Consider the following 24,241-nt stretch of genomic DNA (forward strand, 5'->3'; position numbering starts at 1 on the left):
TCCTCCTCAAAAGGATGAATCACACCGCCTCCCTCATGGGAATCCCCACGATTCATGTTTCGGCCGAAAAGCTCTAGATCGGTCGGCCACGCGGCCACGCGCTTCCGATTTGACGGTCTGGTGGTTCCGGTCCGACGGCACTCTGGTTTCAGTTGGCCTATCATGAATCTTCAATCGATCGAAAGCGACGCCTGGATGATGTCCCTTTCGCTCACCCAATAATCTCAGCGGTTAGACCCCGCGATCATGTGGTCTAAACTAAGCCCTGTACAAATGTCCGAAGGTTTACCTGCGATGCCGCGTGAACATGCGCTGCAGCGCAGCTGCCGACCTACTGCGCGCGCGCGCAGCGAGATTTCAGCACTTCCGCAACGGGCTCGAACCAGTCATCCGCCGCGGCAGGAACGAACGGCCGGTTCGGGATCACGCCCTAGTCAATCGCCTCGAACTCGACGCCGGCCCCATCGCCGAAATACCGGACGTAGCGATTCAAGATCACCTGGAACTCGGTCCGCGCCCGCATCGCCTCGTCGTTGAGGCAGTTCAGGTAGTCCTCGGTCCCGTCGATGTAGTCCTGGTACTGCTGGTCGATGAGATCGCGCAGCTCGGGGTCGTCCTCGGGCGGCGCGTAGGCGAAGGGCTCTTCGGGCGGCAGGCATCCGACCTGGGCCGCGGCCAGGGTCGGAGCTGTCGTCATTGCTACCAGCAAGATCGCGGCGCGGATCAATCCGTGTAGCGCACGGTCACGGGGACGCCCCGGCCGGTGTCGAACTTCTGCCAGCCTTGCGAATACGCCTGTGGCGTGTCTGGCTCCAGCGTCAAGTTGACCCAGACGTCGGCCCGCTGCGGCGGGGTCTTGTTGGTATAGGTCGTGACGGTGCTGTAGCCCTCGTCGCTCGTCCATCCGGTATGGGAATAGGCCGTGTCGTAGCAGAACGTGTTGACGGTCCGGCGCCATCCGTTGTCGTCGGAAGAGGTCCGATGATAGAGGTGCTTGCCCTCGGGGCATTGCCAGCCTGCCGGCGTGGCCGGGCTCTTGAACGCATAGTCCATGTCGTAGGCGTCGTACTCGACGCCGTTCGACATGGCGCAGAAGCCGATGGGGGATTTGCCGTCGCGCAGGCGGTCCATCATGTGATCGAAGGCGTCGGCGCAACCGGAAGGAAAGCCGCCGGGCATGCACAGGAGCAGCTTGCAGTCCATGTCATAGTCCGCGGCAGAGACGGTGGACGTGGTAAAGCTGGCGAAGGCGGCGATCGCGGCGGCGCCGGCGAGCGCGATCGGGCTGGAGCGGGTGCGGGCAGGGGTGGTCATGTCATCTCCGGAAGGTGAGACGCGAGGGGAACAAACAGGATTCTACCACAGGGAAACGAACCGTGAATCCTCAAAATGCGCGACATACGAGGACGGGACAAAACTGTCATTGGGAACGCTTCTCGGCTAGCGCCCCGAGGAGATCGCATGTTCATAGAATGGTCCGGAAACTGCCCTCGGGAGGTCGCGTCGCGTTATCCTTTCGGAAACGCCCGGCCATCATCCTGTCCGCGTCCTGTCTTCCGCGGAAAGGTCTGCCTCATGACCCCAGCCTCCCCGAGCCTGAACGTGGCGATCTCGCTACTCTCGGCCTCCACCGGGACCGGTGGCGCGCGGGCGCAAGTCACCACGGTCGAGAGCGGAAGCGGCCGGATCGAGCGCGACCCGGACGCCCTGCGGGGGGCCGTCCGTTCGCAGGAGCGTGCGCGCTTCGACCGCATCGGGGATCTTCATGCAGCGTCGAAGATCGACGGCCGGGTCGATCGCGCGGCCACGCTTCGGCGGATCACGGCGATCGAGGCGCGGATGGCGGACATGCTGAACACAGGCACCATCGTCGGAATCAGCACCGGCAATGGTAACGACGTACTGGCCATCGCGACACTCGGGGCGGTCGACAGCGTCTACACCCGGGGGGGGCGACGACGCCGTTGCGATCCGGGCCAGCGTCGCGAACAGCGTCTACACGGGCTCCGGATCGGACGCACTGACCATCGAGGCCGACGTCGTCGAGAGCGTCTACACGGGGGCCACGTCGAGCGAGCCGGCCGCGGCCAAGAATGCATCGGACGACGACGCGGTGGCGATCCGGGCGCGGTCGGTCGATAGCGTCTACACGGGCGCCGGACGGGACGCCGTCGCGATCGAGGCGGACCTCGTCTCCAGCATCTACACCGGTGCGGACGGCGACAGCCTGTCCGTCACGGCCGGGGCCGTCCACGGCATCCACACCGAAGGGGGCGATGACACGGTCGTCATCGACGCCGTCATGGGAAGCTCCCGGATCCACGTATGGGATCAGCAGGGTTATAGCTCGAACCCGAGCACGAATAATTCGACCGACGACACCGACGCGGCAGAGGCGCGGATCGTGAAGAACGGACCGGTCCGGACGTGGTCACCGGGCGAGATCGCCGAGAAGAAGACGGCAGACGCAGCGGCGATCGCCGGAACGGAGTTCGCCACTCTCGCCGTGGAGCTGAAGGCGCGTATCGCGCCGCAGATCGCGGAGCAGGCGCGTGCGGCGGAGCGCACGCCGGAAGAGGCGATCGTCGCGCAACGCCTGCGGGAGGCGCAGGCGATCTATGCCGATGTCCATCTGGGAGCCGGGAACGACGCTCTCTCGGTACGGGTCGATGAGGTGATCTCCGTCAAGGGCGGCCGGGGCGATGACTCGATCGCGATCGGCGGGGGGACGGTCGCGCTGCACTACGAGGCGGGTGACGGAAACGACCGGATCAGCGTGGCGGCCGGGGCGAGCGTGGCGGTGCAATTGCAGGGCGATATGGCCTACAGCGCAAGTTGGGACGGCGACGCCCTGGTGCTCCAGCTTGGCAATGGATCAATGCGGATCGACGGCGCCGCCAAGGCCGCAGCGATCGGTGTCATGAAATGGGGCGGACGCGAGCCGGCCATCCTCCACATGGCGCCGCCTCTCGATCGGACAGCCTGAATGAGCAACGATCGCACCCTTCGCGCCCGATGCCCGGTCTTCGAACACGCGCTCGCATCCCGCCTCGCACAGGGCGTCGAGTTGGCGGTCGAGCACTTGTGCGCCCTCGGCGGTCGATACCCTCGCATAGCCGATCTGTCCCATCGTCTCTTTCCCCGCAATCGATCCGGCATCCATCAGTAATCGCGACAAACCATTGCTCAGACACGGTTCTCGAAAGAAGATATGTCTTGGTTTTTCGTGACGTCTTCTCGAAGAAGCGCTAGTCGAAGCTACCCTTCGGGCGGGATCACGATAATCACATAGTTGTCGGGACCATTCGGAATGCATGCCATCGGACGGCAGTGAGCGCGCTTGGCCGACACCGGCATCGGCGGTTCGCCCATGGCGCTGCTTTATTAGCACACAGCCGGTCCGATCCTGCGATCCACCGTTGCCATGTGTTTTCTGGTTGGAGAGGTGATCTCGTTAATGATCCCGCTGATCGCCGGGCGCATTGCTCAGGACCAGATGCTGGCGGCACTGTATCTGACCCCGGGCGTGCTGATCGGCAGCGGCGCGGCACTGGTCCTGAAGGGGTCAACAAACTTGTTATAGGAATTGGTCGGGCTCTCTACCAACTTTAGAAGCAGCTTCTCGTTTCGTCGGGCTAGAGAGAATCCGCTCCCTCAATAATGTCTGACGCGCATTCCTAGCCCTTGGGTTCCGGCTCATGACGCTGTTGGCCATCGAGATCGCGTTCGCCTGTCCGCAACATATCGAGCAGCCAATTAGGGTGAGAATCGCTCTCTGCCGACACGTTCAGAAAGGTGACCTGCGTGAGAGCTTGCCCTCCTGCGCAGGGAACTGGAAGCTGATACGGAAGTCGAACGCACCCTGCTGCTTGGAGGTCTGCATGATCAAGCCACTAACGAAGACCCAGCTTGTCGCCGAGATGGCCGAGAAGCTGGATACCGACAAGAAGAGCGCGGCGGCCGCGCTCGACGCGCTGAGCGCCATCGTTCTCGAGCAGGTCGCTGCGGGCGGTGCCGTCACGATTCCCGACATCGGCAAGGTCTACTGCCGGGATCGCCCCGAACGCATGGTCCGCAATCCCGCTACCGGTGAGCAGCTGAAGAAGCCGGCCGACCGACAGGTCAAGGTGACCGTCGCGAAGCGATTGAAGGACAGCGTCAACGACTGAGCCCTGCGAGCTGGAACGTTGCGACAGAGAAGAAAGCCGGCGAGGCTGGACTGAAATTATGGCGTCAGGCCCATGAGGGATGTTCGCCGGCATGCCGGCCCTCTGTTGCGCGTATCCGCAGGCGGAGTGTGCAGGCGAAAGACCCGGCGACGTCCCGATCCGGCGAGACCCGGCACGCGCCGTGGACCAGGTCAGCGGTCTGTTTGCGCTTTTAGAAGGTGCGCCGACTGGCAAGCCCGGTCGTGACTGGACAAAGCGTTGGAGCGATAGCGGCGCGCCGTGCCCTTGCCGGCATCTTTCGCCGCATAGAGCGCACGATCCGCCCGGAGGCGCAGTTCGACCGTGGTGGTCGCGTCCTGCGGCAGGCAGGCATAGCCGATGCTCGCGCCGATCGTGGCCACCGTGTCGTGCGAGATGGCGACGGGTTCGTCGGAAATCGCTTCGATCAACGCGTCCGCCGCGAACGGTATCGCATCCTGGTCGATGTTTCTCAGGACGACCATGAATTCGTCGCCCCCCATGCGCGCGACGAAATCGGTTTCCCGCACGTTTGCCCGGATACGCCGCGCCACCTCGATCAGGATGAGATCGCCCGCGCCGTGACCGTGCGTGTCATTGACCTGCTTGAACCCGTCCAGGTCGATCGACAGGAGCGCCATCGTCCTTCCCGACTGCGCGACGACGGTCCCAAGCGCCTCGTCCATGCCTTGACGATTGAAGATGCCCGTGAGCGAGTCGTGAATGGCGAGACGCTTGTTCTCTTCCTTGGCCTCGAGGGTCGTGAGCATCGCGTCGTGAAACATCGCGAGGATCAGCATCGCCCCCACCAGAAACGCCGGGGTCATCAGGGCAATCAGGGACAACAAAGGCTCATCGCTCAGGACGGCACCGGCAACGAACGGCAGATCGCAGAGCAGAACCAGCAGCATCGCGAAACGCGGGGCCGCGTAGTTTCGCGCGCAGAGCGGGCCCAGGAGCGCCATGATGACGGTGGTCGACAAGACCTGCAGAACGGGATCGCCGCCTCGGAGGAGCGTATAGGCGACGAAGCCCTGAAGGCCGCACCAGGCAAGCGACAGACAAACGGACGGGCCGATGCTGATCGATCCGTCCGCAGATCGGGAGAGGCGAAGGGGGCGTGAATGCCATTCCATGAACCTCGCCGCCGCCAAACCGCATTCGAGGACGAGCAGGGCCTCGAACAGCGACGATGGCTGACGCAGGTTCGCCACGGCGAGCACGATGATGGCGCAGAAGGATCCCATCAATGCCGATGCGGGCGCGCCGAGGAGCTGGGACAGAAGGAAGGTCCGACCCTTTACGCTGGTCGGGCGACGGGGTTCGAACAACCACCGGAACGGCCACATGGCCCTGCCGAGATGTGCTTCCATTCCGCGTCCGTCCACCGATAGCTCGGACGTGTGATAAGTACCGTTGGTTTAGATTACTCCTAAGGGAACCGGTAGAAATGTCGTTGATCGCCTTTTCCTGCCGTGTGGTCCGGTCTCGCGCTTTGGATCAACCGGTCTCCTGCGCCCAGGCGATCTCGCGGCCGATCCACCTGCGGACCATGTCGGGGGCAAAGAGCGCCCGCCCGACAGGATCGAGATCCGCCTCCGAGGCGACGGTGATCGGGAAGTTGTCGTCTCCCAGCAGGCTTTCGACGAGGACGCCACCCGGCGCCTCCACGCTCAGGCCGAGCTTGCGCAGCATCGCGGCCATGGACTCGACGTTCACGACGAGCTCGCCATAGGCCTTCTGGAACTGTGAACATCCCAAGCTCGTGAAGCCCTGCAGGGCGTCCGTGACGGCCGCATCGCCATGTTCGGCGGCCGAGTCCCGGAATGCGTGATCCGAACCCAGTTGACGGAGCTCGGGCAGGGGCACCGTATGGGCCATCATCGAGCCCGCCGTGCTGGCAGGGTCGTAGATCGCCAGCTTGACCTCGAGGCACGGAACGCCGGGCGCCGTCCCGCCCGAGCGGAATTCCATCAGGCGAATGATGCCGAATACGCGTATCGCGGCCGGGCCTTTGGCGCGGGAAGGTTCGATCCGGTCCGACATGGCTGTCCCTATGGGGCTATGGCGCAGATATCGTGCAGGCGCCTCGCGCTCGAATGGTGATGCCTATCTCTCGAAAAGCAATGCGCCGGAGGGTGTGGTCCCCCCGGCGAGCGAGACCTTCGGTCGACGCTGCCGGGCAGGCTCATCCGGCGTAGCGCTGGAAGTCGACGTCGGAAGCGTCCTCGGAGAGGTCGAGCTCGAACGCCTCCACGCTCCGGGCCCGGTCGTCCCGCGCGGCCGGGGCCGCGGAAGCCATGGTCCGCCGGCTCGGCACCAGAGTCGGCCCAGTCCGGAGCGCCGGGCCTGCCGCGCCCACATCGAAGTACGAGATCACGCTCGAGAGCTGCTGGCTCTGCGTGGCCAAGGCCTGGCTGGTATCGGCGGAGTCCTCGGCCGCCGCCGCGTTCTGCTGGATCACGACGTTCAGGTCGCGGATCGCCTGGTTGATCTGCTCGGCGCCCACGTTCTGCTCGCGCGTCGAGGCGGAGATCTCGGCCACCAGATCGGCCGTGCGCTGGATGTTCGGCACCAGCGTCTCCAGCATCCGGCCGGCCTCGCCCGAGACGTCGACCGTCTCCGCCGAGAGCTGGCTGATCTCGGCCGCGGCCTGCTGGGAGCGCTCGGCGAGCTTGCGCACTTCGGAGGCCACCACCGCGAAGCCCTTGCCGTGGCTGCCGGCGCGGGCGGCCTCGACCGCGGCGTTGAGCGCGAGCAGGTCGGTCTGGCGGGCGATCTCCTGGATGATGTTGATCTTGTCGGCGATGGTCTTCATCGCCTGTACCGCATCGGCCACGGCCTCGCCGGACTTCTGCGCGTCGGCGGCCGACTGGTTGGCGATCTTCTCGGTCTGGCTAGCGTTGTCGGCGTTCTGGCGGATGTTGGCCGTCATCTCCTCCACGGAGGCCGAGGCCTCCTCGACTGCCGCGGCCTGCTGTCGCGATCCGCCGGAGAGCTGATCGGCCGTCAAGGACATCCGGGCGGCGCCGTCCGACACGCTCGCCGCGCTCGCGTTCGCGTTCGCAATCACCTTCCTTAGCTCCACCACCATGTCGTGCAGCGCGATCCCGAGGCGGTCCGCGCTGGAGCGCGGCGCGACGTCGACCTTCAGGTCGCCCTTCGCGATCCCCTCGGCCGCGCGGCTCATCCCCTTCAGGTCCGCGACCATCCGGCCCATGGCAGCCAGGAGCGCGCCGATCTCGTCGCGACTCTTCGTCTGCGTGTCCACGTCGAGGTCGCCGCGCGCCACGTCCGCGACGACGCGCTCGGCCCGCTTCACGTTGCGCGAGATCGTAAGAGCGAGACCGATGCCGATGCCGAGGCCGAGCACGATCGCGAGCACCGCGAGGGCGATCAGCGTCCGCGTGACGCCCGTCTCGGCCGCCTCGGCATGGGCGCGTTCCGACGCCATCTCGGCGCCCAGTGCGGTCACCTCTTCCGATATGTCGGCGAGGGCCAGGGTGAAGGCGGTGTCGGCCGCCGCGTAGATCGCGTAGGCTTGCCGCTTGCTGTCCTGCAGGACCAACTCGGCGGAGCGCAGCACCGTTGGCCGGTACGCCGCCCAGTCGGCGTCGAGCTGCTCGACGAGCGCGACCGCGGCGCCCGCGGTCAGCGTGCCCGCCTCGGCGAGCCTCTCGTCGAAGGTCGCGACATGGCCGGCGATCTCCTCCGACAGTGTGCGCTGGTCCGCCGCCTCGGTGACGAGCAGCAGGTCCTTCTCGGCCTGCCGAAGGTCACGGATGTCGTCGAGGCCCCGATCGACCAACCTCTCGAGCGCCACAAGCTGTGGGCTGGGATTGGTTGACGCCGCCAGGAGATCGCGCGTAGCGTCGAGTCCGTCATTGGCGGTGGCGTAGAGCTGCTCGAGTGCGTCCGCGCCGGGGCCGAGCGTCAAGGTGCTGGCCTGCAGGCCCGTCCGCTCAAGTGCGAAAGGTCGTAGATCAGCCTCAAGCGCTTTATACTCCCCCCAATGCGCGCGGAACCGCTCAAGGATTTCGGCCTGTTCCCCGGATACACGACCTGCCAGATCGTCCAGGCGCGTCTCGATCCCGGCCGCACCTTCGTCAAACGTCGCGACGGCGGCCTCGATCTCCTCCGGATCGCCGACGGCGATGGCATCGTTGATATAGGTCAGCACGGCCCGTTCGAGGCTCATCATCTGTACGCGGATGTCCTGCAGCTCGTCGAGCTTGGAGGCGGTCTCGTCGACGATCATGTCCAGATCGTGACCCACGGTGCGGATGCCAACGAGCCCCGCGGACACAATGATGGCGGTCAGGGCGATCATCGCCGCGAAGCCCGAGATGATCTTCGTGAAAAGGGTAAGGCGCATTGTCGGAGCTCCTGCGACCGGGGATGCGAAGAAACGAACGGGGTCATCGTGACCTGTCCGCAGCGGAACGCGGACGATCCGCGCGGTCTCAGGCCGACGGCGGGGCGGGATGCCACGCCGGCAGACGCATTGTGATCCGGCCCCGGCAAGGGGCCTTCGATCGTCGGGGAGAGGAACCACCGACGAAACAGGATCAGATCGTGTCGGGATAGAAACGTCTGGACAGATCGACATCTCTTCGGGCGCAAAGATTGACGAAAACGGAATACCGACCCTTATGCGACACTCTGCCGCGTATCGTGCGTCCCGCCTAAGGCAAGTGGCATGACGCGACCTATCGCTCGACTCGACGGTCCGCTTTCGCGATCCGATCTGGAACAATGCCATCGACGCGGCCGGCGTAGAGCCGAACCTTGGAATTCCTGTGCCAGGTGACGACCGACCCGAAGAAACCTACGGATGTGTGGCGATACAAAGGTCGACCGGGCCGCCGCCAATTCACACCGACCGAAACGCCCCTGGCCTCGGCTGCGCGAGGCGAAAAGGCGTCGGTCGATCCTCAGCCGCTGCGGTTTACAATCTCTATACCCGGTCGCGTATGCCTTGCCCAATCATGCGCTGTTTCTCGATCGGCGAACCGGCTTACGATGATCGTCAGGCCGTCGGTCCAGACAAGCGCGACTTCGTACCGCTCGCGCATGTCGCTCGAAAGGTTGGGTCGTATCTGGATGAGAAGAAGCACCATCGACTTTCCAAGCGCCAACGGAAGCTATGCTTCGATACATGCGAACGATCGTCTTTACGCTGCGTCAGTATGTCCTTACGCCTGATGGTCGTGCCGCCTCACGATGAGCGGTGAGCGGTGACCGGAGGCGACGTTGTCTCTTGCCGGAGCAATTCCAGTGATGGGCTGACGCGATCGCCATCGCCAATCGCGTTTCCAAGGTAGAGCAGGGCGATGCGTACCTCGTCGTGCCCGGGATTGCGGGAGAAGGGCGTCGCGCAAAGCGATCCGCAGGCTGACCGCGATATCATTCCTGAGTTGCGTTGCCTCCCGAGGTCGCACAGCGCCTACGTCGAGCGCGTCTCTCCTTCATCGGCCGTGGCGTTGTGACCGTCTCCAACGGCACAAGGGTCTAGCCATCTTCACCGCAACTCACGAAGGAGCGGCTGTAGCGTCTAAGATGGCTATAGGACGGTCCTCGAACCCGCCACGATGGCCGCACCGACAAAGCGTTCGGATCACCCGAACCAAGCCGACTCGCCCGGCGCTATCTCCTGATCGTCGTCGGCGTCGAACCAGTCGAAGAGCGCGGGGGCGAACGCGTCCTCGCCGATGCCCGAGGCGGGGTCCGTGATGTTCGCCTCCGCGGCGAACCGCTCGTAGAGGTCCGACACGCGGAACGAGTCCGTGAACTCGTCCGCGCTCAGCATGTCGTCGTCGTCGGAGTTCCAGGCGTCGAAGTCGAGATCGACCGCTTCCTCGCCGTACCAGGCGTCGATGCCGTCGTCCCATTCGGATGCCGTCAACGCCCCGTCGCCGTCCTGGTCGAAACGACCGAACAGGCCACCGGCGAACTCGCCCTCGTCGACGATGCCGGAGCCGTCGGCGTCCCAGTCCGAGAATAGCCCCAGAATGTCGAGGCCCGTGGTCCATTCCTGTTGGCTGACGGCGCCGCTGCCGTCCGCGTCCCAGTCCTCCAGGGATTGAGCTCCGGCGGGACCGGCGAAAGCCAGGATCGCCGACATCAAGACCACATGCATTCTGTTCATCGGAACCTCCCCCAGCATGACAGGACAACGATCCGGTGCGCGGCGCGTTCCCGAGGTTCACCCGGCATGCCCCCCTCTTTCGTTCAAGAGGCATGCCGAACGTTCGTTCCGTCGTGAGAGGCCGGCCGATGGCCACAGTTTCGGCCCGGAAACGCTTCAAATCCTTGGCATCTCATGGTTGATCGCAAGAAACACGCAACCATTCCGAACGATACTCGTCCGCGTCGAGGAAAGCGTTCTGGCACCTTTCCGCCGGCACCGCATCGGAGAGGGCCCTGTCCATGGACGCCATCGTCTTGTGCCTGAGCGAACAGCACGACCGGCGCCTGCTGCTGGCGGCATTGGCGATCTGTATCGTCGGCGTCTACGCGTCCTTCACGCTGGCGCGTCACGCCGGCCGGGCCCAGGGGCGGACCCGCGGAGCCTGGGCCGGGGTCAGCATCGTCGCGGCGGGGTGCACCGCCTGGGCCACCCACATGGTGGCGCTTCTGGCCTACCGGCCGGGCCTGCCCGCGGCCTTCGACGTGCTCACCACGATCCAATCGCTCGTTCTCGTGATCGCGGGCATCGGCCTCAGCATGAGCCTGGTCGTCGGGCGGCGCGACCGGCGGCGGCGCGTCTTTGCGGGCGTGCTGCTCGGCCTCTCCGTCGCGCTCCTGCATTACGTCGGCCAGGCCGGCTACCGGATCTCCGGCACGTTCCGGTGGGACCTCTCCCTCGCGGCTGGCACCGCCAGCCTCGGCATCACCCTCTTCGCCGTTGCTCTCGTTGCGTCGGGCGAGCGTCGGCCCGCCCGACGCCGGCTTGCCGCACCCTTGCTTCTCGCAGGGATCGGCGTGCTGCATACAGGCGGCATGGCCGCGATGACGCCGGTCTACGATCCGCGGATCGGCTTTCCGGCCTGGTCGGTCGCACCGGGCACGATTGCGCCGGTCGTGGCCGGCATCTGCCTCGGCCTCATCGGCCTGGCGGTGCTCGGCTTGCGCTTCAGCCTGCAGGCTCAAGCGCAGGTGCGGCGGGATCGAGCCCGGTTGCTTGACGTCTCGAACCTGGCGGTCGAAGGGCTCGCTGTCTGTGATGACGCCACGATCCTCGTCGCCAACGACAGCTTCGCACGGCTCATTGGCGCCGCGAAGGGCGACGTGATCGGCTGCCCGATCGCCGACTTCGTTCCCGGTATCTCCCTCCACGATCTGCCCGAGCGGGAAGAGCACGAAGCCGACCTCGTTGCCCTGGACGGCAAGCGCGTCCCGGTGCGCGTGCTGCGCAGCGCGGTTTCGGTGGGACGCCGGCGTCAAGCCGTCTTCGCCTTCCGCGATCAGCGTGCGCGGCTGAAGAGTGAGGCGACCATCCGACGGCTCGCCTACACCGATGCGCTGACCGGCCTCGTCAACAGGGCGCGGTTTGCCGATCTCCTGCAGGCTCGCGCGTCGCAAAGCGCGACCGGAGCTTCGGACCTCGCGCTGCTCGCGATCGACCTCGACCGTTTCAAATGGGTCAACGACACGTTCGGCGCGGCGACCGGCGACGACGTGTTGCGCGGTGTGGCGGATCGTCTGCGCGGTTGCGGGGGCAAGGAGGACGTCGTCGCCCGGCTCGGCGGAAACGAGTTCGCGATCCTCGCGAGCGGACCGCGTGACAAGGCGACGGATCTGGCCGCGCGCATCCTCGACGTCTTGCAAAGGCCTTTCGAAATGCGCGGCCGGACGCTCGAGATATCCGCGAGCATTGGCCTCGCATATCTCGAAGGCGACGCCGCCGATGCCGGAACCCTGCCGCGGAACGCCGATCTCGCCCTCGAAAGCGCCAAGCAGTCCGGCGGCGGACAGGCTTGTATCTTCGAGCCGCATCTCCTCGAGGACGCCCTCCGCCGTAGCGATCTGGAACGCGATCTCCGGCAGGCAATCGAGCGCAGTGAACTGGAGGTCTTCTATCAGCCTCTGGTCGACGCGCTGAGCGGCGCGTTCGTCGGCGCCGAGGCGCTCGCGCGCTGGAACCACGCCGAGCAAGGCATGATCTCTCCCGGTCTCTTCATACCGCTCGCCGAGGAGGTCGGCCTTATCGGCGCGATCGGCGAGCAGGTGCTGGAGATGGCCTGCGCCGAGGCGGCGCGCTGGCCAGCGCATACTTCGATCGCCGTCAACCTGTCACCGGTTCAGCTCGGCGATCCGAACCTCGTTCGCAAAGTGACGCGAGTCCTCGCGGTCACCGGCCTTTCCGCCGAGCGGCTCGAACTCGAGGTGACGGAGACAGCCCTCCTCGGCGACGACGCGCGCACCTACCGGAACCTTCATCAGCTGCGACGGCTGGGCATTCGCATCGCGCTCGACGATTTTGGAACGGGTTATTCGTCGCTGAGCCACCTGCGGCGGTTCCCGTTCGACAAGATCAAGATCGACCAGTCCTTCGTCAGGCAAATTCCCCACGATGCGGGCAGCATGGCGATCGTTCGGGCGATCACCGCGCTTGCCGCCGACCTGCGCATGCGGGTGACGATCGAGGGTGTCGAGACCGCCGCACAACAGGCTTTCGCCCAGCGGGAAGGTTGCCACCACATCCAGGGCTATTTGATCAGCCGGCCAGTTCCCTGCGAGGAGATGCGTGCGTTCATGGGTTCATCCGACCAGCTGACGCTGTCAGCCTGAGGACATACACCAAGCATAGTAGCCATATAGAAAGCCATGGAAGTCTGCATCCGAACATGCGTGCAGGCGCCGCAAGGTACGAACGATGGCGTCGCGACAGAGGATTGCATGGCAAGCTGTGCTGCGTGGCCTTTGATCAGGCGATCTCGCGGTACTGCGCAGGCTCGGACGATGGCACGTATCTGTTCGCCGGCTGCGAGATGATTATTTTCGCCTGCAGGGTACGAACCTCGAGAGGCTTCGACAGCAGGAAGCCCTGCAATTCCGAGCACCCGAATTCCGTCAGGGCCTTGTGCTGCTCGACCGTCTCGACGCCCTCTGCGGTCACCGTGAGATCGAGGCCGTGAGCAAGATCCAGGATTGCCCGGACGATGGCGTCTCCCTCCCGGGAATGCCGTAACCTCTGCACGAAGGATCGATCGATCTTGATCTTGTCCACGACGCAACGGTGCAAGTACTGCAAGGAGGAGTAACCGGTTCCGAAATCGTCGAGGGCAATCTTGATACCGGCCAGACGCAGAGCGGCCAGCGCCTCGCGTACTTCGTCGGTCAGGTCGAGAAGAAGCCCCTCCGTGATCTCCAGCTGCAGGCGGGTCGGGTCGAGGTCCAGTTCGTGGAGAAGGTCGAGAACCTGTCTGGTGAATGTGGGGTCGCGGAACTGTATCGCGGACACGTTCACCGCCACCCACGGCAGATCCAGCGTCTTGACGGTCTCGCAGGCCTCGCGCAGGACCCATGACCCCAATTGCTGGATCAGTCCACGCTCCTCGGCCACCGGGACGAACAGGGCCGGTGACAGGAGGCCGCGGACGGGATGATCCCATCGCACGAGCGCCTCGGCGCCGAGTATGGTCTGCTTGTCGAGCGCGTAGATCGGCTGGTAGACGAGATGGAGACCCCGGTCGTCCGTCAGGGCGACGCGCAGATCGCGCTCGATCGCCTGTTTCTCATGCACGGCGTCGTCCAGCTCGGGATAGAAGACGCAATACTGTCCCTTGCCGGCACCTTTTGCCTCGTAGAGCGCGATATCGGCCTTGCGTGACAGATCGGCTCTCTCGCTTGCCGTCTCGGACGCGATCGCGATCCCGGCGCTGGCCCCGACGAAGACCTGGTTGCCCAAAAGGTCGAAGGGCTGCGTCATGGACCTCATGACTGCATCGGCGAGACGCTCCACGTCAGCCCGACCGGTGACACGCACCTGCACGATGGCGAACTCGTCCCCGCCGAGCCGGGCGACCATGTCGTTTTCGCCCACGATCGCACAGAGACGGCGGGCGACAGCGCGGATCAGTTCGTCTCCCGCGGGGTGACCCAGCGTGTCGTTGACGTTCTTGAACCGGTCGAGGTCGATGTAGTGCAGGGCGAGTACAGGATCGGCATCGGACCAGGTATTAAGAGACCGCTCGAGATGCGAACGCAGCAGCGATCGGTTGGGCAGACCGGTCAAGGCGTCGTGGTAGGCCAGATGATGCGCCCGGTTCTCGCTCTCATGGACCTGTGCGGCCGCACGGCGGATACGCTGAAGAAGGAGCGCCACGAGCGTCGCGACGACAAGCAGCGCCGTGGCCAGACCCGGTGCCGCTTCCTGGATCAATTGCAATCCCGGCCGCTCGCGATCCCATGCGACGTAACCCAGGTGCCAAGCGCTGCGGCCGGCGATCGGGACCGCATTCTGGCCGTCCAGCATCGTTTCCCTTGGACGGAACCGGACGTTGGCGACGAGGTAACGTTCGCCCAGGCTCGCGAAGAACGCATTGTCGACATGCTTGACGGCCACGTGCAGGAATGCATCGCCCGGTACGGACGTCTCCGGATCGACGCCCGGTACGATCGGCTTGACGGTGACGATCGACGGTCTGCCGTCGATCGTCATGACGTCGCCAAGGCCGAGATTGCCGGCCGCCGCATCCTCGGATGCCAGCTGCCGCACGCGACGTACCAATGGCAGGATCCGTCCGGAAACCTCGTCGAAGCGCGCGGGCGACACGGTTTCCCCCTGTCGCATCGCGTAGATCACAGTATTCCGATCGTCGAGAACATAGCCCTGCTCATGGCCATAGGAGGAATACATCCACGCGCCGATGTTCTCCGTCATCCAGGCCGTGTCGCCGAGCATGGTAAGATAGAAGACGTCGTCCCCGACCGTGACCTTCTGCTGCTCGCGTCGGACGGTGTCGATCCGTTCGTCGATGGCGCGGCTTATCAGCGTCTTCTCACGCGCCGCAGCGTTGGCATCCACGCGCAGCATCGCCCAGTATGTGAAGGTGCAGAAGAGCGCCAGCCCGAGCAGTCCCAGAGCGACGACGGCGAAGGTGATCTGGTAGGGCAGCGACGGATGCCGCGCATGGTGCCGAGGAAGCGCTTTCTCGCGCAAAGTGTACGCCATCCGACCCTTGTCCTAGATCCTTGTCAGTCCGGGCGGTCCGCCCTGTCGCAGGCCAGGGATGACCCATCGTGGTTAAAGGGACGTTACCCAAGTCGCTGATTTGACCGAGGATGTCCTCGCAAGACTGTACGTCTGTCTGAACGGCACGCTGCAGACGCACCTCGACGACTTGACCCTGTTAAAAGCCTTCTTCGTAAAGACGGAACCGATCAGGCAAGGAACCAGGACCGTGTCGAAAACAGGTCTAAATACTGCGTTTTCAGTGTCTTACATAGTCTTCTTCATGCGCGTTGGACGCTACCCGCTCTCTCCGAAGTCTGGAACACGCGACTTTGTCCTCTGCCATCCGTAGCTCGATGCCTCGGAAGCTCAGGATCGCCGCGTCCGGAAAAGTACGCAATTACCCCGGAAGGAATACCGTCAGCCATTCGTCCAGCTTCGACCACCGCCTTTGGCTCGAGACGTTCTTAACTGCGATCGCGACGGCCTTCGGCTGCCCGACGAGGACCACGAGTTTCTTGCCGCGCGTGACGCCGGTGTAGAGCAGGTTGCGCTGCAGCATGGCGTAATGCTGGGTCAGGATCGGGATGACGACCGCTGGATACTCGGATCCCTGGCTCTTGTGGATCGTGGTGGCATAGGCGGGCACCAGCGTGTCGAGTTCGCCGAACCCGAAGGTGACCGGGCGCCCGTCGAAGCTGACGACAAGCTCACCCTCGTCGGGATCGACACCGTCCACGTAGCCGATGTCGCCGTTCGAGACCTCCTTGTCGTAGTCGTTCTCGATCTGCATGACCTTGTCGCCGGGCGCGAAGGTCCAGCCGAAGCGTTCGACCTTGTTTCCGTCCGAGGGATTGAGCGCGGCCTGCAGTTCGATGTTGAGCGACCGCGCGCCCACGCCTCCGCGGTTCATCGGGCAAAGAACCTGCACGTCACGGATCGGATCGAGACCGAACCGCTGCGGGATGCGCGTGCGGACGAGCTGCACGACCCGGGCCACCGCCTGTTCGGGATCGGCGGCCGGCACGAAGTAGAAGTCGGTATCCCCTGCGGGCTTGGCGAGATCGGGGATATGCCCGCGATTGATCCGGTGCGCGCTGGTGATGATGCGGCTCTGCGCCGCCTGCCGGAACACTTCGGTCAACCGCACCACAGAGACGGCGCCCGAGGCGATGATGTCGGCCAGAACCTGGCCGGGACCGACGGACGGCAGCTGGTCGATGTCGCCGACGATCAGCAAGGCGGCGTCGTCGGGAACGGCGTTGAGCAAGGATTGCATCAGCAGGACGTCGACCATCGAGCTTTCGTCGACCACCAGGAGATCGCATTCGAGCGGATGCTCGAGGTTCCGCTTGAAGGCGAAGGCCCGGGGGTCGAACTCCAGGAGCCGGTGAATGGTTCTGGCTTCCATTCCGGTCGCCTCGGACATGCGCCGAGCGGCACGGCCGGTGGGCGCGCAAAGCAAGAGCTTCACCGCCTTCGCCTCCAGAATGCGCAGGATCGAATTGACAATGGTCGTCTTGCCCACGCCCGGGCCGCCGGTAACGACGAGCAGCTTGGAGCGGAGCGCCAGACGGATGGCTTCGGCCTGGCTCTCCGCGAGCGTGAGGCCGGTCCGGCGCTCGATCCAGGGCAGCGCCCTGTCCGCATCGATCTCGGGCCAGGGCAATGGTCCGGCAGAGATGCGCTGCAGGCGCTCCGCGATCGCCTTCTCCGCGTGGTACAGGCCGCCGAGGAAGATGCCGGGCGTGCCGGCGATGCTGTCTGCGATCACGGTACCGTCCGCCAGTTCCAGGTCCAGCGCCGTCCCGATCAGGTCTTCGGGAACCTCGAGCAGCTTCACTGCGAGGGCGGTCAGGTCGGCGACGGGCAACCCGCAATGGCCATTTCCCATGGCTTCGCTCAAGGCGTAGGAGATGCCGGCGCGAAGGCGGATCGTCGCGGTTCTTTCGATCCCGAGCCTTTCGGCGATCAGGTCCGCGGTGCGGAACCCGATGCCGCGAATGTCGCGGGCGAGCCGATAGGGGTTCGCGCTCATCACCTCGACCGCGTCGGTGCCGTAGGTCTTGAAGATGCGGACTGCCCGAGCCGTGCCGACACCGTGCTGATGAAGGAACACCATGATCTCGCGGATGACCTTCTGATCCGCCCAGGCGGAGGTGATCCTCTCTGCGCGCCTGGGACCGATCCCGTCGACCTCTCGCAGGCGCTCCGGCGCGGCCTCGATGATGTCGAAGACATCCTTGCCGAAATGCTTCACCATACGTCGTGCGTAGGTCGGGCCGATGCCCCGGACCATCCCCGAGCCGAGATACTTCTCGATGCCCTCGAGCGAGGACGGCGCCGACGTTTTCAGGAACCGCGCGCGAAACTGCAAACCATGGGTTCGGTCGTTGACCCACGCGCCGGAGGCGGTCACCCACTCGCCCGCGGAGATTGTCGCGGCGTGGCCAATTGTCGTGACGAGGTCGCGATGCCCGCGGGCCTTCAGCCGCAGCACGCAGAAGCCGCTTTCCGCGCTGTGGAACGTGATGCGCTCGACCAGGCCAGCGAGAACTTCGCTGCCGGGTGGCGCCGCGCTGGTCGGGTCTCGGTGCCGCATCAGAGTCTCGGTCCGGTGGTGCGCCGTCGGACGGACCGGCGGCCGCAGGGCAGGAGTGCCGGCAATCCGTCAGGCGCCGTATCCGCGGCGGCCCTTGGCCCGGGCTATGGTCATCAACGAGCTGGCCGCTTCGCCTTCATCCGCGTGATGCTCGACAAGAACGCGACCGCGATTGCCGATGCGACCCCACTCCCTGATCAGGCTTGCGCCGCCAAAGAGGTCGGGCTGCACCTGCATCAGATAAAAACGCCGCATGTTCCGCTCCGGATCGATCCGGCGGAGCTTCAACCGGGTCGGGAAGACCTCGTGCTGGTCATCGAACGAAGACATCGGGCATGTTCCAACGATCCGTGAGGGGGCCTATCCGTGAAGATCATAGCTGACATCGCAGGCTTTGCCGACGACCTGATCAACCTCAGGCACGACTTTCATGCCAACCCAGAGCTTGGCTTTCAGGAGCACCGGACCTCAGAACGCGTGTCAGACCTGCTGACAGAGTGGGGAATCGAAGTAACTCGGAGCATCGGGGGAACGGGTGTGGTCGGCATGCTCGTCGGCAATCGCCCTGGCAGGACGATCGGACTCAGAGCAGACATGGACGCCCTGCCGATGGAGGAGCGGACGAACCTCCCCTACGCATCGCGCAATCCGGGGGTCTTTCACGGCTGCGGGCATGATGGGCATATGACCATGTTGCTCGGTGCGGCGCGATATTTGGCTGCGCACCGGAATTTCGCCGGCCGTGCCGTCTTTATTTTCCAGCCGGCAGAGGAGGGTCTGGGTGGCGCGCGGGCGATGCTGGCCGATGGGCTGTTCGAACGGTTTCCCTGCGACGAACTCTACGGGCTCCACAACTCGCCGTACCACCCACATGGTCGTGTCGAGATCCGGCCGGGGCTGGCGCAGGCGGGGGCAAGTTTCTTCGACATCAAGGTGACGGGACGGGGAAGCCACGCGGCAATGCCGCAGGTCGGGCGGGATGCGATCGTGGCGGCCGCGGCGCTCGTGGGCGAGTTGCAAAGAGTTGTCTCGCGTACGGTCGACCCGACGCACCCGGCGGTTCTGTCGGTGACGAGGTTCGTGGGAGGTTCTGCCTACAACGTTCTTCCCGACGCGGTCGAACTAGCCGGCACGATCCGCTTCGTTCACTCGGAAGACGAGAGGCTGATCGTCACCCGGATGCAGGGCATCTGCGAGGGGCTGGCCGCGGCGCACGAGGTGGAGATCGGGATCGACGTTCGGAAGGTCTTCAGCGTCCTGGAAAACGATCCGGTCCGTGCAGCGAACCTAATTGACGTAGCCGCCGAGGTGGTCGGTCCGGATGCGGCCCGGGCCGATGCCGAACTGACGATGGGATCCGAAGACATGGCCGATCTGCTCGATGTCGTGCCTGGTGCGTTTTTCACGCTCGGGCATCACGGGACGGTGCCGCTGCACAACCCGGAGTTTCATTTCGACGACTCCATCCTGCCTGTCGGCGCGAGCATCTTCGCGCGTCTCGTGGAGGTTCGGGGCGCGAGCGACGATTGAGCTGATGCCCCTTAACGGGCGTCGTTGTCCGGAAAGCGACGCATTTTACAGCAGGTTCCGTCTGGGCCGCGTAAGAGGATTGACGCGCCGTTCTTCCTTCGCAAGTGTTCGTTAGCTGGAACTGCGGTTCCATTTTCTGGAACTTTCCGGATAGGACATGTCAATCTTGAACAACGCTGCCGCTGTTTTGAGTTGCTACGGCGCCGGCTGCACGGACGTGACGGTGACTGAGGTTTCGGAGCGGCTGGGCCTGCCGAAGGCGTCATCGTCGCGCTTGTTGCGCGCGATGCGAGAGGCCGGGATGCTTGAGACGATCGGCGGGACGCGCCGTCACCGGCCGGGCCGTATGATGCTCGACCTCGCGGCCGCGTTCCGGCACTCGTCGAGCCTGATCAGCCGTGCGAGCGAGGTCGTCGTCACCGCCACGCGGCAATTCGGGCATACCGGGTACATCTCCCTGCTCGACGGGCGCGAGGTCACAGCAGTCGCGGACTTCGAAGGAACCAATTTGCTGCGGGTCGTATCGAATATCGGCCGTCGTCTGCCGGCGCATCTGTCGGCGACCGGCCGGTCGCTGCTTGCGCGCATGAGTGACGAGGAGGTGCGGCGCCTCTATGACGGCGCCCCCGAAGCAAAGGTGCTGTTGCGTGAACTGGCCCGGGTGCGTTCTCAGGGCTTTGCCGTTTCGGAGCAAGAAAGCACCGAGGGCGTGGATGGGATCGCTGTGGCCGTCGGGGACCCTTCGACGAACGAAGCTATCGCGCTGTGCATCGTCTTTCCCCACGCGCTCGTCGGCGAGCCGGAGCGCGACCGGATGATCGCGGCGCTCGGTGACGGGGCCGAAGAGATCGCAAGATCACTCGGCGACCGTGCCTTCATCCCGCCGAAACTCGAGAACAGGATCACGACATGACCCTTCCGGACCCCCGCTGGCGCGTCGGCTTCGACATCGGCGGCACCTTCACCGACTTCGTGGTCTACGACCCCCAGACGCGCAACGTGCAACTCCACAAGCGGCTGACAACGCCGCACGATCCGTCGGAAGCAGCCCTTCTCGGGTTGGCCGAGCTTCTCGATATGGCTGGCATCACTCATGCCGACGTGTCCGAGATCGTCCATGGCACGACACTGGTGACTAATGCCGTGATCGAGCGTCGCGGGGCCCCGGTGGGCCTCATCACGACCGAAGGATTCCGCGACATCCTCGAGATGGGCACGGAGCAACGATACGACATCTACGACCTCTTCGTTAAATTCCCCGAGCCGCTGGTCCGTCGCGACATGCGGCTTGAAGTGGCGGAGCGGATCGATGCACTCGGGCGCGAGGTCACGCCGCTCGACGAGGAAGCGGTCGCGCGTGCAGCAGCCGAACTCGTCTCGGCCGGCTGTGAGGCGATCGCGATCTCGTTCCTGCATTCCTATGCTGATCCCACTCATGAAGAACGGGCAGCGGAGATTGTCCGTACGGCCTTCCCGGACGTATCAATTTCGGTATCGAGTGCCGTGGTCGCTGAGATGGGCGAGTATCAGCGGACTGTCACCACGGCGGCCAACGCCTTTGTCCAGCCTCTGATGCATCGATATCTGACGAAGATTGAGGATGCGCTGTGCGAGGCGGGCTTCTCCGGCGCATTGCGACTGATGCATTCGGCCGGTGGACTCGTCTCGGTAAAGACCGCCCGCGACTTCCCAATCCGGCTGCTCGAGAGCGGCCCGGCGGGCGGTGGTCTCGCCACCGCGCTTTTCGGTGAAGCGGCGGGGCTGAAGGACGTGATCTCCTTCGATATGGGCGGCACGACGGCAAAGGCCTGCATGATTGAAGACGGGCGGGCCGAAGTGGCCCCAATGATTGAAGCCGCGCGGGTTCATCGCTTCACCAAGGGTTCGGGCCTGCCGATCAAAGCGCCGGTCATCGAGATGATCGAGATCGGGGCCGGCGGGGGCTCGATCGCGGCGATTGACGAGGTCGGGCTCCTCAAGGTCGGGCCGCAATCGGCGGGCTCCGACCCCGGACCGGCCTGCTATGGGATGGGCGGTCTGGAGCCGACGGTGACGGATGCGAACCTCGTTCTCGGTTATTACGATCCGAGCTTCTTCCTCGGGGGTCGCATGGCGCTCGACTTGGAGGCTGCTCGAACGGCCATGGGGCGAGTGGCCGAGCCGCTAGGCCTGTCGGTCGAGGACGCGGCGCTCGGCGTCCACAAGGTCGTGGTAGAGGGCATGGCCTCGGCGGCGCGGGTGCATCTTGTCGAGCGTGGCAAGGACCCCCGACAATACGCGATGGTGGGCTTCGGCGGTGCGGGCCCCGCACACGCTGTCAACGTGGCGCGCGCCATGGGGATTGCCCGAGTTCTGGTGCCGCCGGCATCCGGTGCGGCCTCCGCCCTTGGTTTCCTCGCGGCCCCCCTTTCATTCGAGGGGGTGCGATCGCATCGGCTCGAGATCGCCCCAGGCTTCGACGCGCCAACCGTCAACGCTATCCTCGAGGGGCTGGAGAGCGAGGCGCTCGAACACCTCGCGCGCGCCGATGTGACCCGCGACGAAGCAGTGATCGAGCGCAGCGCCGATATGCGTCTCGTAGGCCAGATGCACGAGATCTCGGTGCCGCTTCCCTCGGGAATGATCACCGGGGCCGAACTCGACGCAATCCGCGAGGCCTTCGTTGAGGCCTACTCGTCGCGTTTCGCCGAACCGTTCGCGGGCGCCCGTTTCGAGGCGGTAAACTTCCGCTGCCGCGTGGCAGGACCGACGCCCGAACTGGCCCTGACCGGGGCGACGGGGGATGGCGACACCGAGACAAGGACCAAGGGTACGCGCCGCTGCGTCTTCGAGGGTGGGGCTTACGATACGCAGATCGTTGACCGCTATGCTCTGCGCCCCGGCGACGAGATCTTCGGTCCGGCCATTATCGAGGAGCGCGAAGCCACCACGCTGATCGGTCCGGCGGACAAGGTCACCGTGGATGGCAGCCTGACGCTCTGCATCGACATCGGCGAGTTGCCCGCAACAGAAGCATTGGTCACCGAAGGCATGAGTCGAGCCGAAGCGGTGGCGCGGGTTCGGGCCGACCCGATCGGACTCGAGATCATGTGGTCCCGCCTTGTCAACGTCGTCGAGGAAATGTGGCTGACGGTCTGCCGTACCGCCTTCTCGCTCGTGATCGCCGAGGCGCAGGACTTTGCGTGCGAGCTGCTCGACCGCGACGGCGAGACGCTGGCCCATAGTCCCCGTGCCATGCCGGTCTTCAACCTGACGCTGCCGCGGGCGGTGAAGGCCCTGCTCGAGCGATATCCGGCGGACACGCTGAAGCCCGGGGACGTGCTTATCACCAACGATCCTTGGCTCTGCGCGGGGCATCTCTTCGACATCGCGGTCGTCACCCCGGCTTTCAGGAATGGGGAACTCATCGGACTGATGGGTACGGTCGGCCATGTCTCGGATATCGGCGGCACCAAGGATTCGCTCCATGCCCGCGAAATCTACGAGGAAGGGATCCAGATCCCGCCGATGAAGCTCTTCGATGAGGGTCGGCCGAATGAGACGCTGATCGAACTCATCCAGAAGAACGTCCGCAATGGCGAGCAGGTCCTAGGCGATGTTTTCTCCTTCGTCGCGGCGAACGCACTCGGGGCGGAGCGGCTGGTCTCGTTCATGTCAGACTACGGCATGCACGATTTGCGTGCGCTGGCTGAAGTGGTGCAGGGGCTTTCAGAAAAGGCAATGCGGGACGCGATCTGGGCGATCCCCGATGGCGTCTACGAGAGCACGATCACCAACAACCCACTGGGCGAAACGCTGACCTACCCGGTCAGAATCACGGTCACTGCGGACGAGATGGAGATCGATTTCAAGGGTGCCCCGCCGCAATTGTCGCAAGGCGGGCTGAACTCAACGCTAAACTACACCGCGGCGCATGCGACCTATCCGCTGAAGTGCATGCTATCACCGTCGGTGCGCGGCAATGCGGGATGCTATCGGCCGTTCCGCGTTAAGGCGCCTGAAGGATCGATCCTGAATCCAACATACCCGGCGGCGGTGAACATGCGGACCCGGACAGGATGGTACATCGCTCCCAATATCTTTGCCGCGTTGTCCGGCGCGGCCCCGGATGCGGTGCAGTCCTTCACTGGCTTGCCGACGCCCTGCAACATCTACGGCCGGGACGGTGATGGCAGGCTCTATTCGGACCTGCTCTTCTGCGGCGGTGGTCAGGGCGGTTCCTCCGGCGGCGACGGACATTCGACGCTGCTATGGCCGACCTCGGCGGCCAATACCTCAGTCGAACTCATGGAAAGTCGGGTGCCGGTACTGATCTTGGAGAAGGCGTTCCAGCCGAACTCTGGCGGGGCAGGCCGGCATCGTGGCGGGCTTGGCCAAAGGGTCCGGCTACGCAAGCGCGAGGATGACGGGCTTGAGATGTTGATCGCAATCTATCCGGAAGGCGTCGCCAATCCGATCAACGGGCTCTTCGGCGGTAAGCCCGGCGGGGCCGCGAGCGGGTGCGTGGTCGACGGCGCGGGCCGAGTGGTGCGCGACTGTGGCCATGGCGAGCTTCTGACGCTCACACGTGCCAACGAAATCGTCGAGATGGTGCTGGCCGGAGGCGCCGGGTTCGGCACGCCGGAGGAACGCGATCCGGCGGCAACCGCCCGTGACCTCGCGCTCGGCTTCGTTACCCCGGATCGGACCGGAGTGAAACCTTCGGTCGCGGCGGCCGCGCTAATCGCGGAACCGGCCAAATGA

16 protein-coding genes and 1 pseudogene are annotated in these 24,241 nt (G+C 64.8%); 7 read left to right on the forward strand and 10 right to left on the reverse strand.

Going from position 1 to position 24,241, the window contains the following annotated elements; genetic code table 11:
- Nucleotides 1-430: 430 nt before the first annotated feature.
- Nucleotides 431-697: a hypothetical protein gene (locus Q1A87_RS18755; protein WP_299654919.1), complete on the reverse strand. Its 267-nt coding sequence runs from the start codon at nt 695-697 to the stop codon at nt 431-433.
- A 26-nt stretch (nt 698-723) separates the two neighbouring features.
- Entirely contained in the window at nt 724-1,314 is a 591-nt protein-coding gene (locus Q1A87_RS18760; protein ID WP_299654922.1) for a hypothetical protein, read from the reverse strand.
- Nucleotides 1,315-1,888: 574 nt separating this feature from the next.
- On the opposite strand from Q1A87_RS18760, the gene Q1A87_RS18765 reads away from it, so the two are divergent.
- Nucleotides 1,889-2,986, forward strand: coding sequence for a hypothetical protein (locus Q1A87_RS18765; protein WP_299654925.1), 1,098 nt, complete (start codon nt 1,889-1,891; stop codon nt 2,984-2,986).
- A gap of 18 nt (nt 2,987-3,004) precedes the next feature.
- On the opposite strand, the pseudogene Q1A87_RS18770 reads toward Q1A87_RS18765, so the two are convergent.
- Nucleotides 3,005-3,130: pseudogene (locus Q1A87_RS18770) on the reverse strand (recombinase family protein); the annotation flags it as partial.
- 327 nt (nt 3,131-3,457) lie between these two features.
- Here Q1A87_RS18770 and Q1A87_RS18775 point away from each other — a divergent pair.
- Together Q1A87_RS18775 and Q1A87_RS18780 are read left to right on the forward strand one after the other, a co-directional pair.
- A complete protein-coding gene (locus Q1A87_RS18775) occupies nt 3,458-3,583 on the forward strand; it encodes a hypothetical protein (protein ID WP_299654928.1) in 126 nt (41 codons plus the stop codon).
- A gap of 298 nt (nt 3,584-3,881) precedes the next feature.
- The gene (locus Q1A87_RS18780) at nt 3,882-4,169 is read left to right on the forward strand and encodes an HU family DNA-binding protein (RefSeq protein WP_299654931.1); all 288 of its coding nucleotides are present in this window, start codon (nt 3,882-3,884) and stop codon (nt 4,167-4,169) included.
- A gap of 191 nt (nt 4,170-4,360) precedes the next feature.
- On the opposite strand, the gene Q1A87_RS18785 is transcribed toward Q1A87_RS18780, so the two are convergent.
- From Q1A87_RS18785 to Q1A87_RS18800, 4 genes are all read right to left on the reverse strand, one after another.
- A complete protein-coding gene (locus Q1A87_RS18785; protein ID WP_299654934.1) occupies nt 4,361-5,152 on the reverse strand; it encodes a GGDEF domain-containing protein in 792 nt (263 codons plus the stop codon).
- 535 nt (nt 5,153-5,687) lie between these two features.
- Nucleotides 5,688-6,233, reverse strand: a complete 546-nt coding sequence (locus Q1A87_RS18790; protein ID WP_299654937.1) for a hypothetical protein — start codon at nt 6,231-6,233, stop codon at nt 5,688-5,690.
- Between the two features lie 142 nt (nt 6,234-6,375).
- On the reverse strand, nt 6,376-8,562 hold the full coding sequence (locus Q1A87_RS18795; protein ID WP_299654940.1) for a methyl-accepting chemotaxis protein: 2,187 nt from the start codon (nt 8,560-8,562) through the stop codon (nt 6,376-6,378).
- A gap of 1,242 nt (nt 8,563-9,804) precedes the next feature.
- Complete coding sequence (locus tag Q1A87_RS18800; RefSeq protein ID WP_299654943.1) at nt 9,805-10,335, reverse strand: hypothetical protein; 531 nt, start codon at nt 10,333-10,335, stop codon at nt 9,805-9,807.
- A gap of 281 nt (nt 10,336-10,616) precedes the next feature.
- On the opposite strand from Q1A87_RS18800, the gene Q1A87_RS18805 reads away from it, so the two are divergent.
- Complete coding sequence (locus tag Q1A87_RS18805; protein WP_299654944.1) at nt 10,617-12,980, forward strand: EAL domain-containing protein; 2,364 nt, start codon at nt 10,617-10,619, stop codon at nt 12,978-12,980.
- A 136-nt stretch (nt 12,981-13,116) separates the two neighbouring features.
- Here the strand turns inward: Q1A87_RS18805 and Q1A87_RS18810 are convergent, their stop codons facing one another.
- The 3 genes from Q1A87_RS18810 to Q1A87_RS18820 form a co-directional block, all read right to left on the reverse strand.
- Nucleotides 13,117-15,366 carry an EAL domain-containing protein gene (locus Q1A87_RS18810; RefSeq protein WP_299654947.1) on the reverse strand — a complete coding sequence of 750 codons (2,250 nt, stop codon included), beginning with the start codon at nt 15,364-15,366 and terminating at the stop codon, nt 13,117-13,119.
- 400 nt (nt 15,367-15,766) lie between these two features.
- Nucleotides 15,767-17,968: an ATP-dependent RecD-like DNA helicase gene (locus Q1A87_RS18815; RefSeq protein WP_299654950.1), complete on the reverse strand. Its 2,202-nt coding sequence runs from the start codon at nt 17,966-17,968 to the stop codon at nt 15,767-15,769.
- A 69-nt stretch (nt 17,969-18,037) separates the two neighbouring features.
- Nucleotides 18,038-18,298, reverse strand: coding sequence for a WGR domain-containing protein (locus Q1A87_RS18820; protein WP_299654953.1), 261 nt, complete (start codon nt 18,296-18,298; stop codon nt 18,038-18,040).
- A 36-nt stretch (nt 18,299-18,334) separates the two neighbouring features.
- Between Q1A87_RS18820 and Q1A87_RS18825 the strand changes: the two genes are divergently transcribed.
- The 3 genes from Q1A87_RS18825 to Q1A87_RS18835 all read left to right on the forward strand — a co-directional run bounded on the left by Q1A87_RS18825 (nt 18,335) and on the right by Q1A87_RS18835 (nt 24,241).
- On the forward strand, nt 18,335-19,498 hold the full coding sequence (locus Q1A87_RS18825; protein WP_299654955.1) for a M20 aminoacylase family protein: 1,164 nt from the start codon (nt 18,335-18,337) through the stop codon (nt 19,496-19,498).
- A 166-nt stretch (nt 19,499-19,664) separates the two neighbouring features.
- Entirely contained in the window at nt 19,665-20,411 is a 747-nt protein-coding gene (locus Q1A87_RS18830) for an IclR family transcriptional regulator (RefSeq protein WP_299654957.1), read from the forward strand.
- Complete coding sequence (locus Q1A87_RS18835) at nt 20,408-24,241, forward strand: hydantoinase B/oxoprolinase family protein (protein ID WP_299654959.1); 3,834 nt, start codon at nt 20,408-20,410, stop codon at nt 24,239-24,241. The genes Q1A87_RS18830 and Q1A87_RS18835 overlap by 4 nt, the downstream gene beginning before the upstream one ends.

The sequence above is a fragment of the uncultured Jannaschia sp. genome, from assembly GCF_947494055.1.
GTDB lineage: Bacteria > Pseudomonadota > Alphaproteobacteria > Rhodobacterales > Rhodobacteraceae > Jannaschia.

Coding starts and splice junctions, on each gene's coding strand:
- Q1A87_RS18780 (WP_299654931.1), top strand. CDS start 3,882: ATGATCAAGCCACTAACGAAGACCCAGCTTGTCGCCGAGATGGCCGAG.
- Q1A87_RS18775 (WP_299654928.1), top strand. CDS start 3,458: ATGATCCCGCTGATCGCCGGGCGCATTGCTCAGGACCAGATGCTGGCG.
- Q1A87_RS18815 (WP_299654950.1), bottom strand. CDS start 17,968: ATGCGGCACCGAGACCCGACCAGCGCGGCGCCACCCGGCAGCGAAGTT.
- Q1A87_RS18790 (WP_299654937.1), bottom strand. CDS start 6,233: ATGTCGGACCGGATCGAACCTTCCCGCGCCAAAGGCCCGGCCGCGATA.
- Q1A87_RS18810 (WP_299654947.1), bottom strand. CDS start 15,366: ATGGCGTACACTTTGCGCGAGAAAGCGCTTCCTCGGCACCATGCGCGG.
- Q1A87_RS18785 (WP_299654934.1), bottom strand. CDS start 5,152: ATGGCGCTCCTGGGCCCGCTCTGCGCGCGAAACTACGCGGCCCCGCGT.
- Q1A87_RS18760 (WP_299654922.1), bottom strand. CDS start 1,314: ATGACCACCCCTGCCCGCACCCGCTCCAGCCCGATCGCGCTCGCCGGC.
- Q1A87_RS18820 (WP_299654953.1), bottom strand. CDS start 18,298: ATGTCTTCGTTCGATGACCAGCACGAGGTCTTCCCGACCCGGTTGAAG.
- Q1A87_RS18800 (WP_299654943.1), bottom strand. CDS start 10,335: ATGAACAGAATGCATGTGGTCTTGATGTCGGCGATCCTGGCTTTCGCC.
- Q1A87_RS18765 (WP_299654925.1), top strand. CDS start 1,889: ATGGTAACGACGTACTGGCCATCGCGACACTCGGGGCGGTCGACAGCG.
- Q1A87_RS18795 (WP_299654940.1), bottom strand. CDS start 8,562: ATGCGCCTTACCCTTTTCACGAAGATCATCTCGGGCTTCGCGGCGATG.
- Q1A87_RS18835 (WP_299654959.1), top strand. CDS start 20,408: ATGACCCTTCCGGACCCCCGCTGGCGCGTCGGCTTCGACATCGGCGGC.
- Q1A87_RS18805 (WP_299654944.1), top strand. CDS start 10,617: ATGGACGCCATCGTCTTGTGCCTGAGCGAACAGCACGACCGGCGCCTG.
- Q1A87_RS18755 (WP_299654919.1), bottom strand. CDS start 697: ATGACGACAGCTCCGACCCTGGCCGCGGCCCAGGTCGGATGCCTGCCG.